Origin of the sequence: Candidatus Microbacterium phytovorans (assembly GCA_029202445.1) — a bacterium.
GTDB lineage: Bacteria > Actinomycetota > Actinomycetes > Actinomycetales > Microbacteriaceae > Microbacterium > Microbacterium phytovorans.
Map to the genome: position 1 here is coordinate 1814905 of CP119321.1, position 16130 is coordinate 1831034.

Consider the following 16130-nt stretch of genomic DNA (forward strand, 5'->3'; position numbering starts at 1 on the left):
CGCGTCCCGAAGTCGACGGAGGTGCACGGCTATGAGAGCGACTCCACGGCTCAACCACCGGCTCCCCTGATCGGAGTTCGCCGTCGGTAACAACCAGTACTGTCCCGCTGGCACCGCGCCAACACGGCGCCGCACACGATCGAAACGCCTATTTCTGGCCATAAGTGGCCATTCATGCGAACCAGCCGGCACAGGAGCAACAGCGAAGCCCTCAAAACCCGCAGATTTCCGGGGTCTCAAGGGCTGTTCCTGTAGCAGGAGCGGGGCTTGAACCCGCGACCTCACGATTATGAGTCGTGCGCTCTGACCAGCTGAGCTACCCTGCCGCGATGCACCCGAAGGTGGCGTGCGAGCCCCGAGTCAGGATTGAACTGACGACCCCTTCCTTACCATGGAAGTGCTCTGCCACTGAGCTATCGGGGCGTGTTACCCGCGTGCGGGCAACCAGAACAGAATACCAGAGCACCGGCATCCGTCCGAACCGGCGTCAACCGTCGGTGTGCTGCTCCATCCACGCGATCGGGTCGGTGTGGGTAGTGCCGTCGAGGAGCACTTCGAAGTGCAGGTGGGGTCCGGTCGCCTTGCCGGTCTGGCCGACGCGGCCGATCACGTCGCCCACCGAGACGGTGTCGCCCTGCGACACCTGGAGCGACCCGTACTGCATGTGCGCGTAACGGGTGGAGACGAGGCGACCGTCGATCACGTGGTCGACCACGACGGTGACGCCGTAGTCGCCGCCGGCCTCGGTGGCGATGCGCACGGTGCCGTCGGCGATCACGTGCACCTCGGCGCCCGTGCCGGGGGTGAGGTCGACGCCACGGTGGGGCGACGAGAACTTCGACAGGTAGGTCTGCGAGCCGTAGGCGGCCGAGATCGGCACACCGACCGGGAACGGCCACTGGATCGCGGCGCTCGGGTCGCTCACCCACGTGCCGGCGAACTGGGTGACGCCGGAGTCGGCAGCGATGTCTTCCATCGACTCGACGTCGAAGCTCGATGAGCGCTCCAGCGTGCTGTCGCCGTCGGTGGACGACACGTACGCCTGGATGTTCTCGGTGGCCTTCGGCTCGGGCGCGGCCACGGCGATGTCGGCGCTCGGCGGCGTCGCCGAGATGGCGGATGCCGGGAGCGTCGTGCCGATGGCGAGCAGCCCGACGAGCGACATGACGCCCAGTGAGAACGAGGTGGTGGCGACGCGCTTGAACGACACGCGACGGTGTCGACGCACGACGTGCGCGGCGGGAACGGGCGCGGCGACGATCGGAACGGTCTGGATCGGCGTCTGCCCCGTGAAGGAGAGGAGGCGCGCCGCTTGCTCGAACTCGTCGGCGAGGCACGGCTCGGCGGCAGCGGCCACGAACGCGAGGGGGATGGCGTCGGCGGCGTGCGCGTCGATGAGGACGGACTCCGCGGCGGCATCCTCCGCGGTCGCGACGACCTCTTCGGCGGGCAGCGTGTCAGCGAGCGCGAACGCAGAGACGCCGGGCTTCGCGTGTGCGCGGTCCCGGCGTCGGAGGGTGGGGGCGGAGACGGATGCCGGTGCGGCATCCCGGGTCTCGGCGATCGCAGTGATCGGACCGTTCGTGGGCTCGGTGTGCTGGGAGGACACCTGCACGGCCTCGACCTGCGGTACCTCGACCTGCGCCTCGACGGCCTGCGCCTGCAGACGACGCCACTGCGCGCGCGTCAGCTCCGCCTGGACGGCGGGCGCAGCGGCACGGCTGGACCGGCGCGTGGGAGCGGCGTCGGCCAAGGAGGCGTCGAGGGTCAAAAGTGCAGGCTCTCGGTCGGGCGCATCGGGTTGCGCGGGCTTCGGGGGGGGCTTCCGTCGAGCGTCACGAATCGGGCGGGAAAGGTAACGATCGGGTAAACACTACCTCGCTCGGCCTGAGAATGCCATGGATGCTCACTGATATACCGCGGTGCTGATCCGCTCGAACAGCTCGGGCCCCGCGGCGATCGTCATCTCGCGCCCGGGAGCGCCGTCCGGCATCCCGCCGACCCGGCCGCCCGCTTCGACGACGAGGAGTCCGCCCGCAGCGTGGTCCCACGGGTGCAGCCCGCGCTCGAAGTAGCCGTCGAGGCGCCCCGCGGCGACGTACGCCAGGTCGAGCGAGGCCGCGCCGGCCCGCCGGATGTCGCGTGCGAAGGGCATGACGCGTCGCAGCCGCGCGAAGTCGCCCTCGTGGGTGGCGGGGTCGTATCCGAAGCCGGTCGCGACGAGGGCACCCGCCGCGGTGGGCGCGCCGACGTGCAGCCGCTGGTCGCCGAGCCACGCTCCGCCGCCGCGCGTGGCGTGGAACAGCTCGTCGGTGACGGGCTGATAGACGACCCCGACCTGCTGCTGCCAGCGCGCGGCTGTCGGCTCCCCCGTCACGGCGGCGATGCTGACGGCGTAGTGCGGGATGCCGTAGAGGTAGTTCACCGTGCCGTCGATCGGATCGACCACCCACGTGATGCCGGTGGGGTCTCCCGCGGGCGCTCCGGTGGCGCCGCCCTCCTCACCGAGGATCGCATCGCCCGGGCGTGCGGCAGCCAGCCGCGCGCGGACGAGGTCTTCCACCTCGCGGTCGGCCTCGGTGACCACGTCGGCCAGGGTCGACTTCGTCGCGGCGACCGCGACCCCCTCGGCCCGACGACGCCGGGCGAGGGCACCGGCCTCCTGCGCGATGTCGACGGCGAGCGCGAGCAGTCCGGTCGTGTCGACACGGGGCGAAGATTCCTCCATGCATTCCACGCTACGCCGATACCGTGGATGCCATGAGCCGCTCCTCGTCGAGTCACTCCGATCGTCACGATGTCGTCGTCGTGGGCGGTGGTCACAACGCGCTCGTCGCCGCCGCCTACCTCGCGCGTGCGGGGTACCGCGTCGTCGTCCTCGAACGGCAGGACCATCTGGGCGGCGCCGCGGTGTCGGAGCGCCCGTGGGAGGGCGTGGATGCGCGACTGTCGCGCTACTCCTACCTCGTGAGCCTGCTTCCCGGCAGCGTCATCGACGACCTGGACCTCCGCATCGACCTCCGGCGTCGCCGCTACTCCTCTTACACGCCCGATCCCGCCGACCCGCGCCGCGGCATCCTCGTCGACAACGGCGACGCGCTCGCGACGGCGATGAGCTTCGCGCGGACCACCGGCGACGCGCGCGAGGCGGAGCGGTTCGCGGCGTTCTCCGACCGGCTGCTGCCGATGGCGGCGACGCTGTTCCCCACGGTCACCGAGCCGCTGCGGCGAGCGAACGAGGTGCGTGACACGGTCGCCGATGCGCAGCTGTGGGATGCGCTGACCGCGCGCCCGCTGGGCGAACTGCTCCGCGAGAGTCTGTCGACCGACCTCGCTCGTGGCATCGCCCTCACCGACGGCCTCATCGGCACGTTCTCGTCGTCGGACGATCCGTCGCTGCGGCAGAATCGGTGCTTCCTGTACCACGTGATCGGCGGCGGGACGGGCGATTGGGACGTGCCCGCCGGCGGCATGGGCACCGTCAGCGCGGCGCTCGAGCACGCGGCCCGCGCGGCGGGCGCCGACCTGCGCACCGACGCCGAGGTCGTCTCCGTCTCCCCCGACGGCGAGGTCGTGCTCGCCGACGGCGCGACGTTCCACGGGCGCCTCGTGCTGAGCGGTGTCGGCCCGTCGGTGCTCCGTGGGCTGCTGCGTGCAGCCGGCGCCGATCCCGGAGCGGCAGCGCCCGCGGCAGCCCCCGGCGCGGCGCCCACCGACGACGCACACTCCGACGGCTACCGACCCGACGGTCCCCGGCCAGAGGGCGCGCAGGTGAAGGTCAACATGCTGTTGCGCCGTCTCCCCCGCCTCCGCGACGAAGACGTCGCCCCCGAGGCCGCGTTCGCCGGCACCTTCCACATCAACGAGACGATGACCCAACTGGATGCCGCTCACGCGACGGCCGAGGCGGGCGGCATCCCCTCACCTCTTCCGGCGGAGATCTACTGCCACTCCCTCACCGACCCGTCGATCCTGGGCGAGGATCTGCAGCGCAGCGGGGCGCAGACCCTGACGCTGTTCGGGTTGCAGGTGCCGCACCGCCTCGTCGCGGATGCCGACGGCGACGCGGTGCGGGGAGAGCTCCTCGCCGCCGCTCAGGTGTCGCTGGACTCCGTGCTGGCGGAGCCGATCGCGGACTGCGTCGCCGAGGCCCCCGACGGGCGCCCCTGCATCGAGGCGCGCACGACCGCCGACCTGGAAGCCGATCTGGGCATGATCGGCGGCGACATCTTCCACGGGGACCTGTCCTGGCCGTGGGCGGATGACGATGAACCTCTCGACACCCCGGCTCAGCGTTGGGGCGTCGCAACCGGCCACGAGCGCGTGCTCGTGTGCGGCTCGGGCGCCCGTCGCGGCGGGGCCGTCAGCGGCATCGGCGGACACAACGCCGCCATGGCCGCCCTCGAGATCCTCCGCGGCTGACCGCGGGTCGCGTCACTGCTGCGGCGGCGGCGGGGGCGGCGGGTAGCCCTGGTAACCCTGACCGGCGGCGGGTGCCGTCGGCGGAGCGGGCTCGACGGGCGCCGCAGCCGGAGCGGCCGGAGCGGCGGCAGCCGGAGCGCCAGCGGCCGGGTAGGTGGGCTGACCCGTGTAGTACGCGTTCCAATCGGGAGAGCCGTCGGGCAGGGCCGGCAGCGGCGTGCGGGCGTCGGCGTAGGTCGGCCACTGCGGCACCGCGGGAGCGGCCGGCGCGTAGTACGGCGACGGCGCGGCCGCCTCCGGGCGGGGGCGCTTCGGCGCGAACAGCGCGTTCACGAGGGGCACGAGCGCCGTACCGACGGCGGCGAGGATCGCGAGGGCGACGACCACGCGCCAGTAGAAGGGGCGGAAGTCGACGTACTCCTCGATCATCAGCGGCAGGATCAGCATGACGGCGAGGATGACGACGAGCCCGATCGTGACGTACGTGACGATCGCCGTGAACGTCGTGCGGTGACGTTCGTGCGCCTTCGAGAAGAGACGGATGTGCAGCAGTGCGCCCTGCAGGATGAGGACGATCAGCAGGAACTTCATGAAGCGTTCGATGCCGCTGCCGAAGGCGCCGGTGGCCTCCGGCATCCAGATGAGAAAAGCGCCCACCAGCAGGATCAGCACCCACGTGACCATGCTCGCCAGCGCGAACCACGCGGGTCGACGCGCCGCCAGGTTCGCTTCGAGGATCGCGACGCCGGCGAAAGCGGCGAGCAGCAGGATCGTGAGGAAGGCCTTCGCGATCATGCCGTTCGCGTCGCCGATCAGCACCCACACGACGCACACGACGGCGGCGGCGATGAGGGCGCCGATCGCCACCCAGATGGACGCGCGCAGAATCCTGCTCGAACTGGGATGCGTGATGGGTTCGCTCACCGTTGCTCCTCCGGTCGGGGCCGTACCTCCCCTCATCCTTGCACGATGACTCCGGCGACGTGATGACGCATCCACAGCGGTCGTTAGACTCGCCCTCGAGATGACCTACCAGGTTCCCCGGATGGACGAGCAGCAGTCGCGCGCATGGCTCGCCCTCGTGTGGACGACCGAGCTCCTCCCCGCCGCCCTCGACGCGCAGCTGCAGGCGGATGCCGGTATGACGCACTTCGAGTTCATGGTGCTGTCCACGCTGCAGCAGGCCCCGGGCTCCACCCTGCAGACGAAGGAGCTCGCCGCGGCGGTGAGCGCCACGATGCCGCGGCTCTCCCGCGTGGTGGGAAAGCTCGCCGAGCGCGAGCTCGTGGAGCGCGTGGGCGGCACGGGCGACGCCCGCGTCGTGAACGTCCGGCTGACGACGGCCGGTCGGCGGGACCTCGTCCGCGCGGTGCCGTCTCACCTCGCGCTGGTGCGCGACCTCGTCATCGATCGGCTCTCCCCCGCGGAGCTCGACGCGCTGACGGACGCTCTGGAGCCGCTCGTCGATCACCTCGGTCCGCGCGGGCGCCTCGGACGCTGACGTCGGTCCGCTCGCGCCCGATCAGCGCGACAGGACGTCGTCGACGCCCGCCGCCGGTAGCGCGACGGTGACCTGTGTGTCCCAGGGATCGCTCACCACGATCTCGTTGCCCCGATCGGCGAAGGGCAGGCGGTGGCGCCGCAACCGCGCCGCCAGCGCATCGAGGTCGTCGCGCGCGGGCACGGTGAGCGCCACGTCGCCGAGGCCGAGGCTCGCCGCCCGAGGACCTGCGCCCGCGCTGTTCCAGGTGTTCATCGCCACGTGGTGATGGTAGCCGCCGGCCGACGCGAACAGGGCTCCCGGGAGCGACCCGACCGTCGTCTCGAACCCGAGCGCGTCGATGTAGAAGGCGCGCGCGGTCGGAATGTCACCGACTTGCAGGTGCACGTGGCCGACCTTCCCGTGCGCGGCAGCCGCCCCCGCCACCGCCGCGTCGGTCAGGTGCTTCTGGAGGTAGGCGTTCGGGTCGAGGTAGAGCGTCGACATCTGGAGCTCGCCGGCCGCGTAACGCCACTGGTCGCGCGCGCGGTCGGTGTACAGCTCGATCCCGTTCCCCTCGGGATCGGTGAAGTAGAAGGCCTCGCTGACGAGGTGGTCGCTCGACCCGGCGAACCTGCTCCGAGGGTCCTGCGCGGCACGGAGCACGGTCGCCGCAAGCGACGGCGCGTCGTCGAAGAGGAAGGCCGTGTGGAAGAGGCCCGCCTGACGGGGGTCGACCGCCGGCAGTCCCGGCGTGGCGATGAGCCGCACGAGCGGAGTCGCTCCCCGCCCGAGCACGCGGTGCACTTCGCTGCCACGCGACCGCTCCTCCAGCGGTTCCATCGCGAGCGCCGCGGAGTAGTACGACGACATGAGATCGAGGTCGCCGACGCGGAGGGTGACGGCATCCATTCCCGTGTCGGGGTTCAGCACGCGGTCAGGCGCCACCGCAGGTGCGGGGGTGGTGTCGGTCATGGTCGTCTCCGCTCGGGCATCATTCAGTTGTAGGTACAACATCTTGACGTGCGGAGTATTCCCGCGTGACGACGCTCAGCCTTCGGATGCCGCGGGTGCGCCCGTAGGCACCGGCTTCGCCGTGGGCTTCGGCGCGGGGACGGGCGCCGGCTCGGGCACCGGCCCCGGAAGCGGCGGCGGCGTGAGAGCGATCACCGTCGCGTTCGTGCGGAACGTCCAGAGCGTCGCGCCGTCGCCCGTCTCCAGCCGCAGCCATCCCGCGTACGTCCCCGTGATGACGTAGAGCGTGCCCTTCCTCGCCGAGATCCGCCCCGCCGCGCACGCGGTGGACGGCGCCGTGCGCACCGTCGTGGCATCCGCCTTGATGCGGGCGACGCCCGCGCGCGGGATCAGCAGGTCGTCGGCGACCGGCTTCCGGCACGAGGAGACCGTCGACGGCGCCCCCGCGGTCGTCTTCACGTCCGGGGCGAACCAGTCCACGTAGTAGTTGTAGAAGTTCCGGTTCCCGTACGTGGAGCAGGGGTCGCCCGAGCCGTAGCCGGCCGCGAGCGCCGAGAGGTTCGGGCGGTACGGCGTGTAGTTGTAGAGGTTCGCCGTCGCCTGGTTGGTGATGAACACCCGGGAGGTGCCGCAACCGGCATCCGGGTGCCAGAGGATCGTGTTGGTCTGCCCCGCGCGGTAGCGGAACGCCTCAGGCTTCTTCGTGTAGATCTGCATCTGCCGCGCCCCGAGATACACCTGATTGACGAAGCCCGCCGCCGCTGCCGAGCACGGAGCGGTGTCGGGACACGACTGGCCCATCGCGGCGCGATACGACCACTCCGTCGGCGCGGTCGAGGTGACGAGGCCCTGCTCCTTCTGGAGCATGACGAGGATCACCTTCGGGTTGATCCCGCAGGCCTTCGCGACAGCCACGATCACCGCCGACGCCCGCGCTTTCGTCGCCTTCGGCAGCGCCGCGCAATAGGCATCCGCGGCCTTGGCGGGCACGTCGACCGTGAAGCTCTTCAGACACGTCGGCGAGCCGGTCTTCGCCTTGCACGTCGGGACCTTGGATGCCAGGAACGACTGCACTGCCGATGCGCTCATCGAACCGGAACGGTAGAACTCGGCGTCGCTGATGAGGGTGCCGCCGTCGACGATCGTGCTCGGAAGCGGAGCGGTCGCCGCGACCGCCGGGGGTGCGGCGACCATCGATCCGATGATCACGCTCGCCGCCGCGAGGATCGCCGCAGTCGCGCGGCGGAATCTCGTCAGGGGCGAATGCATAGGTCCTCGCGGCCGATGCTACCCGCGCGAGCCGTGAGGACGGCGAGTCGGCTCAGTAGGGCAACGCCAAGTAGGCCGCTGCCACCCAGCCGCGGTACGACCCGTACCTGACCTCGCGCCACGTCTTCGGGGAGCGCGACCAGTTGCTCACGGACGAGCCTGTCAGCGTGACCTTCGCCCCCTTGGGGATCACCGTGACGACCGAGCCCGTCCAGGCTTTCGTCCGCAGGTTCAGCGCGGTCTCGGTGACGCGGATATTGGTGGGCACCAAGTACTTGGTGGTCGTCCACCCGCTGTAGGTCGCGGCCGGTGCCCCGTAGGAGCCGGCCCGCACGCTGCTCCAGCCGTCACGCGTGCCGAGCACGACGACCTTCTGGCCCTTCTTTAGGGTGAGCACGATCTCCGTCGAACCCGAGGCGCTGGCGCGGACATTCAGGTCCTTCGTCGCGGCGTACGACGTGTAGGTGGGTTTGATGATCTTCGACGACATCACCCATCCGGTGCCGTTCGCCGTTTCGATCTTGCGCCACGTGCCGGCCGTGGCGTACGCCTTGACGTAGGAGTGCTTCAGCACGGTGGCCACCGCGACTGCCTTCTCGCCGGGCTGAGCGCGAAGCGTCACATCGGCGGTCAGTTCGCGGGGGAAACCCCGCCCCCCTTCGAACTCCGTCGGCACCACCTGCGTGACCGAGTAGGGAACCCACCCCTCGACGCCGTCGACGCTGATCTTCCGCCACGCGGGCACCTGCGCCGACACCGACACCTCGTCGCCGGCCGCCAACGTCTCGACCGCGGCCGCACTGTGCGACGGCTCGGCTCGCACGGTCGTGTCGACCGTCACGATACGCGCGACGGCGGGGGTGATCGGCTCCTCGATCGGGGCGGCCGTGGCGCTCAGCGCAGGGCTCACCCCCACGAGTCCGACGGTGAGGGCGAAAACGGCAGCGGCGGCGATGGCGACGAGGCTGCGAGAGGTGCGACGCGGGGGCATGCGCTCATCCTGTCACCTCGACGCCAGCGCGCGCTCGTCTGCCACGTGAAAAAGAAGAGGCCCCTCCGGACTACTGTCCGATCGGGGCCGTCCGCCGTTGTGCGGTCGTGGTGGCGAGTGAGGGATTCGAACCCCCGAATGCAATGCAGTCTGATTTACAGTCAGATCCCTTTGGCCGCTTGGGTAACTCGCCAGGTGCGCACCCGCCCGGCTTGTGCAGTCGACCGGAGGCGCGATCACTTATCTTACCTGCACGAAGCGCGTGCGAAAAACCATGCTCATGCCGCGACGACGACCCGCTCCACGAAGGACTCCACGCGATGCCGGGTACCGTCGATGCGCCTGTCGACGCTCGCGCGCACCTCACTGGGAGCAAGCGGCGCGGCCAGCCGCACGTTCTCGTGGCAGCCCAGGTCGGCGCAGACGTAGGTGCCGACGCTGTCACCGCGGGCACCGGCATCCCCCGCCCGCCGTGCGGTGAACAGGGCCACCTGGTCGCCGGGCTGCATCGTGTGACACAGATTGCACATGGCGGGGCGGCCACGACCCGAACCGTCGGTGGCGCGGAGCACGACACCCGTGGGCGAACCGTCGATCTCGGCCACGACGTAGGCACGGCTGCGGGTGCGGGGATCGCGCCAAGCCAGGAAGTCGAGGTGGTCCCAGTCGACGAGCAGGAAATCCGGGGGCAAAGCGACCCGGTCGAGTTCGTCGGGTGCGGCGTTCACGAGGACCGCGCGCACCTCATCCTCGGTGAGCGGCTGCATCCCCCCAGTCTACGAACCCGTCACCGTCGCCGGCTCGACGACGGTGAGCACATCGCCCTCCCACGCGACGGGCATCGGATCGGTGACGCCCCCCACGAACCGGCCGTCCTCGCCGACATTGCGGAACGCGAACAGCAGCCAGCGCCCGTCGTCCCGCCGGCGCAGGAGGCGCCCGACGTAGAGGTCCTCGCCGGTGAGCCGCTCGGCGCGGTCGACGTCGAACGGCCCGAGCATGCTGTCGGCGGGGATCGCCCACGTGCCGCCCCGCTCTCCTCGACGCGACGGCATCGAGTGCTCGGCCAGACACGAGAACAGCAGCACCGGGCGGCCGTCGACGACTTCCACCTGGGTGACCTCGAGCTGCCCGAACCCCGCCTCGCTCGGCACGCTCACCGGCTCGCGCAGCTCCCACGCGCGCAGGTCGGCCGACCAGGCGTGACCGATCACGCCTCGACCCTCGACGGGCCCGTGCGGCGCGCGCGCCGTCACGTACATGTGCCAGCCGTCGCCGTCCGGATCGGGGAACACCCACGGGTCGCGGAACGCCTCGTCGTGCCACGCTCCGCTGTCGATCGTCTCGTACCAAGGGCCGGCCGCCTCCAGCACCGGTCCCGGTGCCTTCTGCCAGGTGAGGAGGTCGCGGGAGGTGGCGTATCCGATGCGCTGGATGTTCTTCCCGCCGGATGCCAGTGAGGAGCCCGTGTAGAAGAGGTACCAGGTGCCGTCGGGATGCCGCACCGTCGACCCCGTCCAGGTGGCGAGGTCGTCGAACGCGGGCGCATCGCCGCGGACGAGAGCGTCCTCGATGCGCGTCCACTCGACGAGGTCGTCGGACACGGCGTGACCGACGGACGCACGGTAATGACGCGCTTCCGGATCGTGCAGGGCGCGGGAGGCGTAGAGGAAGAAGAGGTGGTACCGGTCGCCGTCGTCGGCGAACCAGAAGTCCCACACCCAGGAGTCGGGGAGGTCGAACAAGAGAGAGGTTCCTTACTGGAGGTCGTGGGGGCGGGCGGAAGGGACGACGAGGACGGTCATCCCTTGACGCCGCTGGCCGCGATGGAGCTGACGAACGCCCGCTGGAAGACGAGGAAGACGACGAGCACCGGGATCGTGATCATCGAGGTGTAGGCCATCACCTCGCCCCAGGCGGTGTTGAGCTGGAAGAAGTACTGCATGCCGACCATGACGGGCCGCAGGTTCTCCTTCTGCACGACCATGAGCGGCCAGAGGTACTGGTTCCAGGCGGGCAGGAAGGTGAGGATCGCGACCGTGGCGAACGCCGGCCCGGACAGGGGCACGATGATGCGGCGGTAGATCCCGAACCAGCTCGCCCCATCGATGCGGGCGGCCTCGTCGAGCGACTTCGGAATGGTGGAGAAGTACTGCGTGAACAGGAAGATAGAGAACGCGTTGGCGATGAACGGCACGATCTGCACTTCGTAGGTGTTGAGCCATCCGAAGTCGTACTTCAGCACACCGCCCTCGAACACGAGCGTCGGCAGCTGCGCCACCCAGTAGACCATCGGCACCGCGATCGTCTCGAAGGGCACGATCAGCGTCGCGATGATGACGGCGAGCACGACGATGCGGCCGCGCCACGCGAGGCGCGACAGCGCGAAACCCGCCATCGAGTTGACCACGAGCCCGAGCCCCACGGTCAGCACGGTGACCAGCACCGAGTTGAACATGAACTGCGCGACCGGCACGCGGTCGAAGACACCGAAGTAGTTGTCGAGGCTGATGTCGCCGACCGGCAGGAACGCCATCGGAGAGTCGATGTCCTGCAGGATCTGCGCGTCGGGCTTGAGGCTGGAGACGAACATGAACACGAGCGGGAACAGGAAGACCACGGCCAGCAGCGACATCGCGACGTAGGTCGCGACGACGCCCCATCGGCGGGAGGTCGCGGCGGACCGGGGCGCGCGCCGCGCGTTCTGGCGCGAGCGGGCGGGCGGGGCGAGGGTGTCGGTCATCAGTCCTTCTCCCGGGTGAGGCGGCGCTGGATGAGCGCGATGATGAGCACGGCGACGAAGAAGATGAGCGAGATGGCCGCCGCATAGCCGATCTCCTGCTGCTCGTATCCCTTGCGCACGGCGTGGAAGACGATCGTGGAGGTGGCGCCTTGCGGACCTCCCTGGGTCATGACGTCGATCTGCACGAAGAGGCCGAGCGCGGCGATCGTGATCGTGACGAGCACGAACACCATCGTGGGTCGCAGCCCCGGCCAGGTGACGTTGGTGAACTGGCGCCACGGGCTCGCACCGTCCATCCGCGCGGCTTCGTACAGCTCCTCCGGGATGGTCTGAAGGCCCGACAGCCAGATGATCATGTGGAATCCGACGGCCTGCCAGATCGACATGACGATGATCGCCCCGAGTGCGGTGGACGGATCGTTGAGCCAGTCCGTACCGCTCCACAGCCCGAAGGTCACCGCGTCGATCATCGAGTTGACGAGCCCGTCCTCGCGGTAGAGGAACTTCCAGAGGATCGAGACGACGACGATGGAGGTCACGACCGGGATGAAGAACACGACCCGGAAGAACGTGGTTCCCCGCAGCCTGCGGTTGACGAGCACAGCGAGGGCGAGTCCCAGTCCCGCCTGCACCGGAACGACGACGAGCGCGAAGAGCGCCGTATTGCCGATCGACTGCACGAAGACGGGGTCGGCGGTGAAGGCGCGGATGAAGTTGTCCACGCCGACGAAGCGCGGCGGGTTCGGCGAGATCAGTCGCGCGTTCGTGAACGACAGCGTGAAGGCGAGGATCACGGGGATCACGAGGAACAGGAGCAGGAGGATCGCCGCGGGGGCGATCATCCCCCACCCGGCCCACGCCTGGCGGCCGCGGCTCGTGCGAAGACGGTGGAGTGCGCGCCGAGGAGTCTCGGCTGCCACCGTGGGAGGTGTGACAGTCATGGGGAGTCGTGCCTTTCAGCAGCAGGTCCACGGAGGGGAGGGGGCCCGGTCGCGGGCCCCCTCCGCACCGATCACTGGAAGCCGTACCCGTCGTTCGACGCGATGTTCGCGTCGATGTCGGTGACGGCCTGATCGAGCGTGCTCTTCACATCGGCACCGCTCATGATGTTCTTCGCCGCCGTCTCGAACGTGGTCGAGATCACCGCGTAGGCCGGGGTCTCCGGACGCAGCACCGCGTACTTCTGCGAGAGCTCCACGAACGGACGGAGCACACCGTCGTCACCGAAGTACTTCGACGCCTGAGCGGCCGCCTCGGTCGCGGGGATCACGATCTGCTTGTCCGCGAACTCGGTGATGTACTCGTCGTTGAAGCTGAACTCGAGGTAGTCGCGTGCGCCCTCGGCGTCGTTGCAGCTCGACGAGATCGCCCACTGCCACGAGCCGCCACCGATCTTCGGGCCGTTGCCGAAGTCCGGCGGCGGGAGGATGAGCAGGTCGTCGCCGATCGCTTCGACGGATGCCAGGGCGTTCCACACGCCCGTGTAGCTGAGGGCGACCTCGTCGTCGACGAACTCCTGGTTGCCGACGGTGCCCGCGTTGCTCGCGTATCCCTTGTCGAACAGCTCCTGGAACCAGGTGCCCCAGGCCACGGCGGCGTCGCCGTTGAGCGACCCGTCGGCGCTGAGCATCGTGTCGCGGTCGATCAGGTCGCCGCCGAAGCTCTGGAGGAGGGGCGAGTAGGCGTACGGCCACCACTCACCGGTGTCCTCGGCGCCGATGTCGATGGGCGTGTCGTAACCGGCATCCTTCAGCGTGGCGAGGGCCGAGTCGAACTCGTCCTTGGTCCACGGCTGGTCGGTGCTCGGAATGCGGATGCCGTTGCCTTCCAGCACGGACTTGCGCGCGAAGATCGACAGTGCGGCATCCCAGTAGCCCGCGGAGTAGATCTCACCGTCCCACTTTCCGACGGCGGTCGGCAGCAGCGAGTCGGTGATCTCGCTGGAGATGCCGAGGGGCTGCAGGTACTGCGCCCACGCCCAGTTGGGCATGATCGGCCCGTCGAGGTCGAGGAGGCACGGGAGGTCGCCGGAGGCGGCGGCCGCCACGATCGCGTCGTTGTAGGCGCCCTGCGGGAAGGACTCGTGCACGACCTCGTACTCGTCCTGCGAGGCGTTGTAGTCGGAGATGATCCGCTCGTACACCTCGAGCTCGGCGGCGTTGCCCGCCGAGTGCGTCCACATCGTGAGCTGGGTGCGGCCGTCCTCGCCGGTCGTGGTTCCCTGGCCGGCCTGGCCGCATCCCGTCAGGGCGAGGACGGTGACCAGTCCCGCCGCGACGAAGAGGGGCGACGTTCTGCGCGTCATTGTGGTTTCCTATTCCTGGTGCCCGACGCCCACGTCGGGTACCTGATCGGGGGCCGCCGAGCGCGGCCCTTCGGTTGCGTGTGAAGCCCGTCGTCGGTCTCGTTTGGCGACTTGCGCCGGCGGCGGGCCCACAGAGTCTCGTCGGACGACGGGACACTCCATTCGGTGCGCGGCATCCTCATCCCCTTCCGCGCGGACGCCGAGCGCGACCTCCATCGCCCAGCGACCCATCTCGTAATGGGGCAGAGCGATGGTGGTGAGAGGGGGATCGAGTTCCGCGGCGACCAGCTGCTGGTCGTCGTAGCCGACGACGGAGAGGTCTCGCGGGATGCCGAGGCCGCGGCGATGGGCGGCGGTGTACACGCCGATCGCCATGCGGTCGTTGAAGCAGAAGATCGCGGTCGGGCGCTGGTCCTCGGGGAGATCGAGCAGCCGATCGGCCGCCTCCCGCCCGCCCTGCGCCGACGTCTCGCCCTGCACGTGGAGGGCGGGATCGGCCTCGATGCCGGCCTCGGCGAGCGCGGCGAGGTAGCCGTCGTGACGCAAGCGGGAGGCGATCGGTTCCGGGTCGATCGTGTCGAGGTAGGCGATCCGGGTGTGGCCGGCGGCGAGGAGCTCGCGGACGGCGGCTTCTCCCCCGGCGCGGTCGTCGGGCACGACGCTGCGGAAGCCGCCCGCGGCCGGATAGCAGTCGAGCATGACGGTGCCGTGCGGCAGACCCACCGGCGCGGTCGCGGCCCGGTGCCACATGGCCGCGTACAGCACGGCATCCACCTGCTGCGCCGTCATCGCGCGCACCGCCTCGCTCTCGACGTCGGCGTCGCCGCCGGTGTCGACGAGCATGACCATGTGGCCGTTCTCGCGGGCGGCATCCTGGGCTCCGGCGAGCATGCGCCCCGCGAACGGCGTCGTGGCGATCTGGTCGGAGATAAGCCCGACGATCCGGGTGCGCTGGGTGCGCAGGCCGCGCGCGACGGCGCTCGCGGAGTATCCCACCGCGTCGGCGGCCTCTCGCACGCGCTGCCGGGTGTCTTCGGAGATGCGCGACTGCGCGTTGTTGAGCACGAGAGAGACGGTGGTGACCGAGACGCCGGCGGCGGCGGCGACGTCGAAGATGCGTGCCCTGCCCATGCCCCACCTCACATCCCTGTGCTGATCGGTCGTTTCACTGCGTTGATAAAACGTTTTATCGGATAGTAGAACACGAACATCGCGATCGTCAACACCTCTCCGCGAGTTCGCCGCGGCAGCAGGCGGCTCACCGGGGCGGCACAGCGGAGGAGATCGGCGCTGCGGAGGGCGCATCGCGCGCGTCGACCCTCCGATCCGCCGATCTCCTCCCATCGGCCGAGGCGCGTGCCTCCCATCGGCCGAGGCGCTCCTCTCTCCGAGGCCGCCGAGCCCACCCTGACGGGCGGGAGCCCCCCGGATAGACTTCCCTCATGGCTGACTCTTCGTTCGACATCGTCTCCAAGATCGACCGCCAGGAGGCGGACAACGCGCTCAACCAGGCCCGCAAGGAGGTCGAGCAGCGCTACGACTTCAAGGGCACCGGCGCGTCCATCGAGTGGAGCGGCGAGGCCATCCTCATCAAGGCCAACAGCGAGGACCGCGCCAAGGCCGTGCTCGACGTCTTCCAGTCCAAGCTCATCAAGCGCGGCATCTCGCTGAAGTCGCTCGAGTCGGGCGAGGCGGTCGTCAGCGGCAAGGAGTACCGCCTGACGTCGACGCTGAAAGAGGGCATCTCGCAGGAGAACGCGAAGAAGATCGGCAAGCTCATCCGCGACGAGGGCCCGAAGTCGGTGAAGTCGCAGATCCAGGGCGACGAACTGCGCGTCCAGTCGAAGTCGCGCGACGACCTGCAGGAGGTGCAGCGACTGTTGAAGGCGGCCGACCTCGACGTCGACCTCCAATTCGTCAACTACCGCTAGCGCGCCGCGCGATC

15 protein-coding genes and 3 tRNA genes are annotated in these 16130 nt (G+C 69.7%); 3 read left to right on the forward strand and 15 right to left on the reverse strand.

Features of this window, described 5'->3' with window-relative positions; all coding sequences use genetic code 11:
• Positions 1 to 252: 252 nt before the first annotated feature.
• From P0Y48_08675 to P0Y48_08690, 4 genes are all read right to left on the reverse strand, one after another.
• Positions 253 to 326 (reverse strand) — tRNA-Met (locus tag P0Y48_08675).
• Between the two features lie 25 nt (positions 327 to 351).
• A tRNA-Thr gene (locus P0Y48_08680) sits at positions 352 to 423 on the reverse strand.
• 64 nt (positions 424 to 487) lie between these two features.
• Positions 488 to 1771, reverse strand: coding sequence for a peptidoglycan DD-metalloendopeptidase family protein (locus tag P0Y48_08685; GenBank protein WEK12551.1), 1284 nt, complete (start codon positions 1769 to 1771; stop codon positions 488 to 490).
• 135 nt (positions 1772 to 1906) lie between these two features.
• A complete protein-coding gene (locus tag P0Y48_08690) occupies positions 1907 to 2728 on the reverse strand; it encodes an inositol monophosphatase family protein (GenBank protein ID WEK12552.1) in 822 nt (273 codons plus the stop codon).
• Positions 2729 to 2760: 32 nt separating this feature from the next.
• Here P0Y48_08690 and P0Y48_08695 point away from each other — a divergent pair, with 32 nt between their 5' ends.
• Positions 2761 to 4422: an NAD(P)/FAD-dependent oxidoreductase gene (locus P0Y48_08695; GenBank protein WEK12553.1), complete on the forward strand. Its 1662-nt coding sequence runs from the start codon at positions 2761 to 2763 to the stop codon at positions 4420 to 4422.
• 12 nt (positions 4423 to 4434) lie between these two features.
• Here P0Y48_08695 and P0Y48_08700 read toward each other — a convergent pair whose 3' ends face one another.
• Positions 4435 to 5346, reverse strand: coding sequence for a hypothetical protein (locus P0Y48_08700; protein ID WEK12554.1), 912 nt, complete (start codon positions 5344 to 5346; stop codon positions 4435 to 4437).
• A 100-nt stretch (positions 5347 to 5446) separates the two neighbouring features.
• On the opposite strand from P0Y48_08700, the gene P0Y48_08705 reads away from it, so the two are divergent.
• Positions 5447 to 5923 carry a MarR family winged helix-turn-helix transcriptional regulator gene (locus P0Y48_08705; GenBank protein WEK12555.1) on the forward strand — a complete coding sequence of 159 codons (477 nt, stop codon included), beginning with the start codon at positions 5447 to 5449 and terminating at the stop codon, positions 5921 to 5923.
• A 21-nt stretch (positions 5924 to 5944) separates the two neighbouring features.
• Here the strand turns inward: P0Y48_08705 and P0Y48_08710 are convergent, their stop codons facing one another.
• The 10 genes from P0Y48_08710 to P0Y48_08755 form a co-directional block, all read right to left on the reverse strand.
• Positions 5945 to 6877 carry a VOC family protein gene (locus P0Y48_08710; protein ID WEK12556.1) on the reverse strand — a complete coding sequence of 311 codons (933 nt, stop codon included), beginning with the start codon at positions 6875 to 6877 and terminating at the stop codon, positions 5945 to 5947.
• Positions 6878 to 6952: 75 nt separating this feature from the next.
• Positions 6953 to 8146: a hypothetical protein gene (locus P0Y48_08715; protein ID WEK12557.1), complete on the reverse strand. Its 1194-nt coding sequence runs from the start codon at positions 8144 to 8146 to the stop codon at positions 6953 to 6955.
• Between the two features lie 52 nt (positions 8147 to 8198).
• Positions 8199 to 9137: an SH3 domain-containing protein gene (locus P0Y48_08720; protein ID WEK12558.1), complete on the reverse strand. Its 939-nt coding sequence runs from the start codon at positions 9135 to 9137 to the stop codon at positions 8199 to 8201.
• A gap of 108 nt (positions 9138 to 9245) precedes the next feature.
• Positions 9246 to 9330: transfer RNA gene (locus P0Y48_08725), tRNA-Tyr, on the reverse strand.
• 85 nt (positions 9331 to 9415) lie between these two features.
• Complete coding sequence (locus P0Y48_08730) at positions 9416 to 9904, reverse strand: FBP domain-containing protein (protein WEK12559.1); 489 nt, start codon at positions 9902 to 9904, stop codon at positions 9416 to 9418.
• 9 nt (positions 9905 to 9913) lie between these two features.
• Positions 9914 to 10882: a family 43 glycosylhydrolase gene (locus P0Y48_08735; GenBank protein WEK12560.1), complete on the reverse strand. Its 969-nt coding sequence runs from the start codon at positions 10880 to 10882 to the stop codon at positions 9914 to 9916.
• A 56-nt stretch (positions 10883 to 10938) separates the two neighbouring features.
• Positions 10939 to 11880 carry a carbohydrate ABC transporter permease gene (locus tag P0Y48_08740; GenBank protein WEK12561.1) on the reverse strand — a complete coding sequence of 314 codons (942 nt, stop codon included), beginning with the start codon at positions 11878 to 11880 and terminating at the stop codon, positions 10939 to 10941.
• Positions 11880 to 12821 carry a sugar ABC transporter permease gene (locus tag P0Y48_08745; protein WEK12562.1) on the reverse strand — a complete coding sequence of 314 codons (942 nt, stop codon included), beginning with the start codon at positions 12819 to 12821 and terminating at the stop codon, positions 11880 to 11882. Before P0Y48_08745 ends, P0Y48_08740 begins: the two co-directional genes overlap by 1 nt.
• A 71-nt stretch (positions 12822 to 12892) precedes the next feature.
• Positions 12893 to 14185 (reverse strand): extracellular solute-binding protein, encoded by a 1293-nt coding sequence (locus P0Y48_08750; protein ID WEK12563.1) that lies wholly within the window; start codon positions 14183 to 14185, stop codon positions 12893 to 12895.
• A 9-nt stretch (positions 14186 to 14194) separates the two neighbouring features.
• Positions 14195 to 15316 carry a LacI family DNA-binding transcriptional regulator gene (locus P0Y48_08755; GenBank protein ID WEK12564.1) on the reverse strand — a complete coding sequence of 374 codons (1122 nt, stop codon included), beginning with the start codon at positions 15314 to 15316 and terminating at the stop codon, positions 14195 to 14197.
• Positions 15317 to 15627: 311 nt separating this feature from the next.
• Here P0Y48_08755 and P0Y48_08760 point away from each other — a divergent pair, with 311 nt between their 5' ends.
• Positions 15628 to 16116 (forward strand): YajQ family cyclic di-GMP-binding protein, encoded by a 489-nt coding sequence (locus P0Y48_08760; protein WEK12565.1) that lies wholly within the window; start codon positions 15628 to 15630, stop codon positions 16114 to 16116.
• The last annotated feature ends 14 nt before the right edge of the window (positions 16117 to 16130 follow it).

Coding starts and splice junctions, on each gene's coding strand:
- P0Y48_08730 (WEK12559.1), bottom strand. CDS start 9,904: ATGCAGCCGCTCACCGAGGATGAGGTGCGCGCGGTCCTCGTGAACGCC.
- P0Y48_08720 (WEK12558.1), bottom strand. CDS start 9,137: ATGCCCCCGCGTCGCACCTCTCGCAGCCTCGTCGCCATCGCCGCCGCT.
- P0Y48_08695 (WEK12553.1), top strand. CDS start 2,761: ATGAGCCGCTCCTCGTCGAGTCACTCCGATCGTCACGATGTCGTCGTC.
- P0Y48_08690 (WEK12552.1), bottom strand. CDS start 2,728: ATGGAGGAATCTTCGCCCCGTGTCGACACGACCGGACTGCTCGCGCTC.
- P0Y48_08715 (WEK12557.1), bottom strand. CDS start 8,146: ATGCATTCGCCCCTGACGAGATTCCGCCGCGCGACTGCGGCGATCCTC.
- P0Y48_08745 (WEK12562.1), bottom strand. CDS start 12,821: ATGACTGTCACACCTCCCACGGTGGCAGCCGAGACTCCTCGGCGCGCA.
- P0Y48_08750 (WEK12563.1), bottom strand. CDS start 14,185: ATGACGCGCAGAACGTCGCCCCTCTTCGTCGCGGCGGGACTGGTCACC.
- P0Y48_08760 (WEK12565.1), top strand. CDS start 15,628: ATGGCTGACTCTTCGTTCGACATCGTCTCCAAGATCGACCGCCAGGAG.
- P0Y48_08740 (WEK12561.1), bottom strand. CDS start 11,880: ATGACCGACACCCTCGCCCCGCCCGCCCGCTCGCGCCAGAACGCGCGG.
- P0Y48_08755 (WEK12564.1), bottom strand. CDS start 15,316: ATGGGCAGGGCACGCATCTTCGACGTCGCCGCCGCCGCCGGCGTCTCG.
- P0Y48_08705 (WEK12555.1), top strand. CDS start 5,447: ATGACCTACCAGGTTCCCCGGATGGACGAGCAGCAGTCGCGCGCATGG.
- P0Y48_08710 (WEK12556.1), bottom strand. CDS start 6,877: ATGACCGACACCACCCCCGCACCTGCGGTGGCGCCTGACCGCGTGCTG.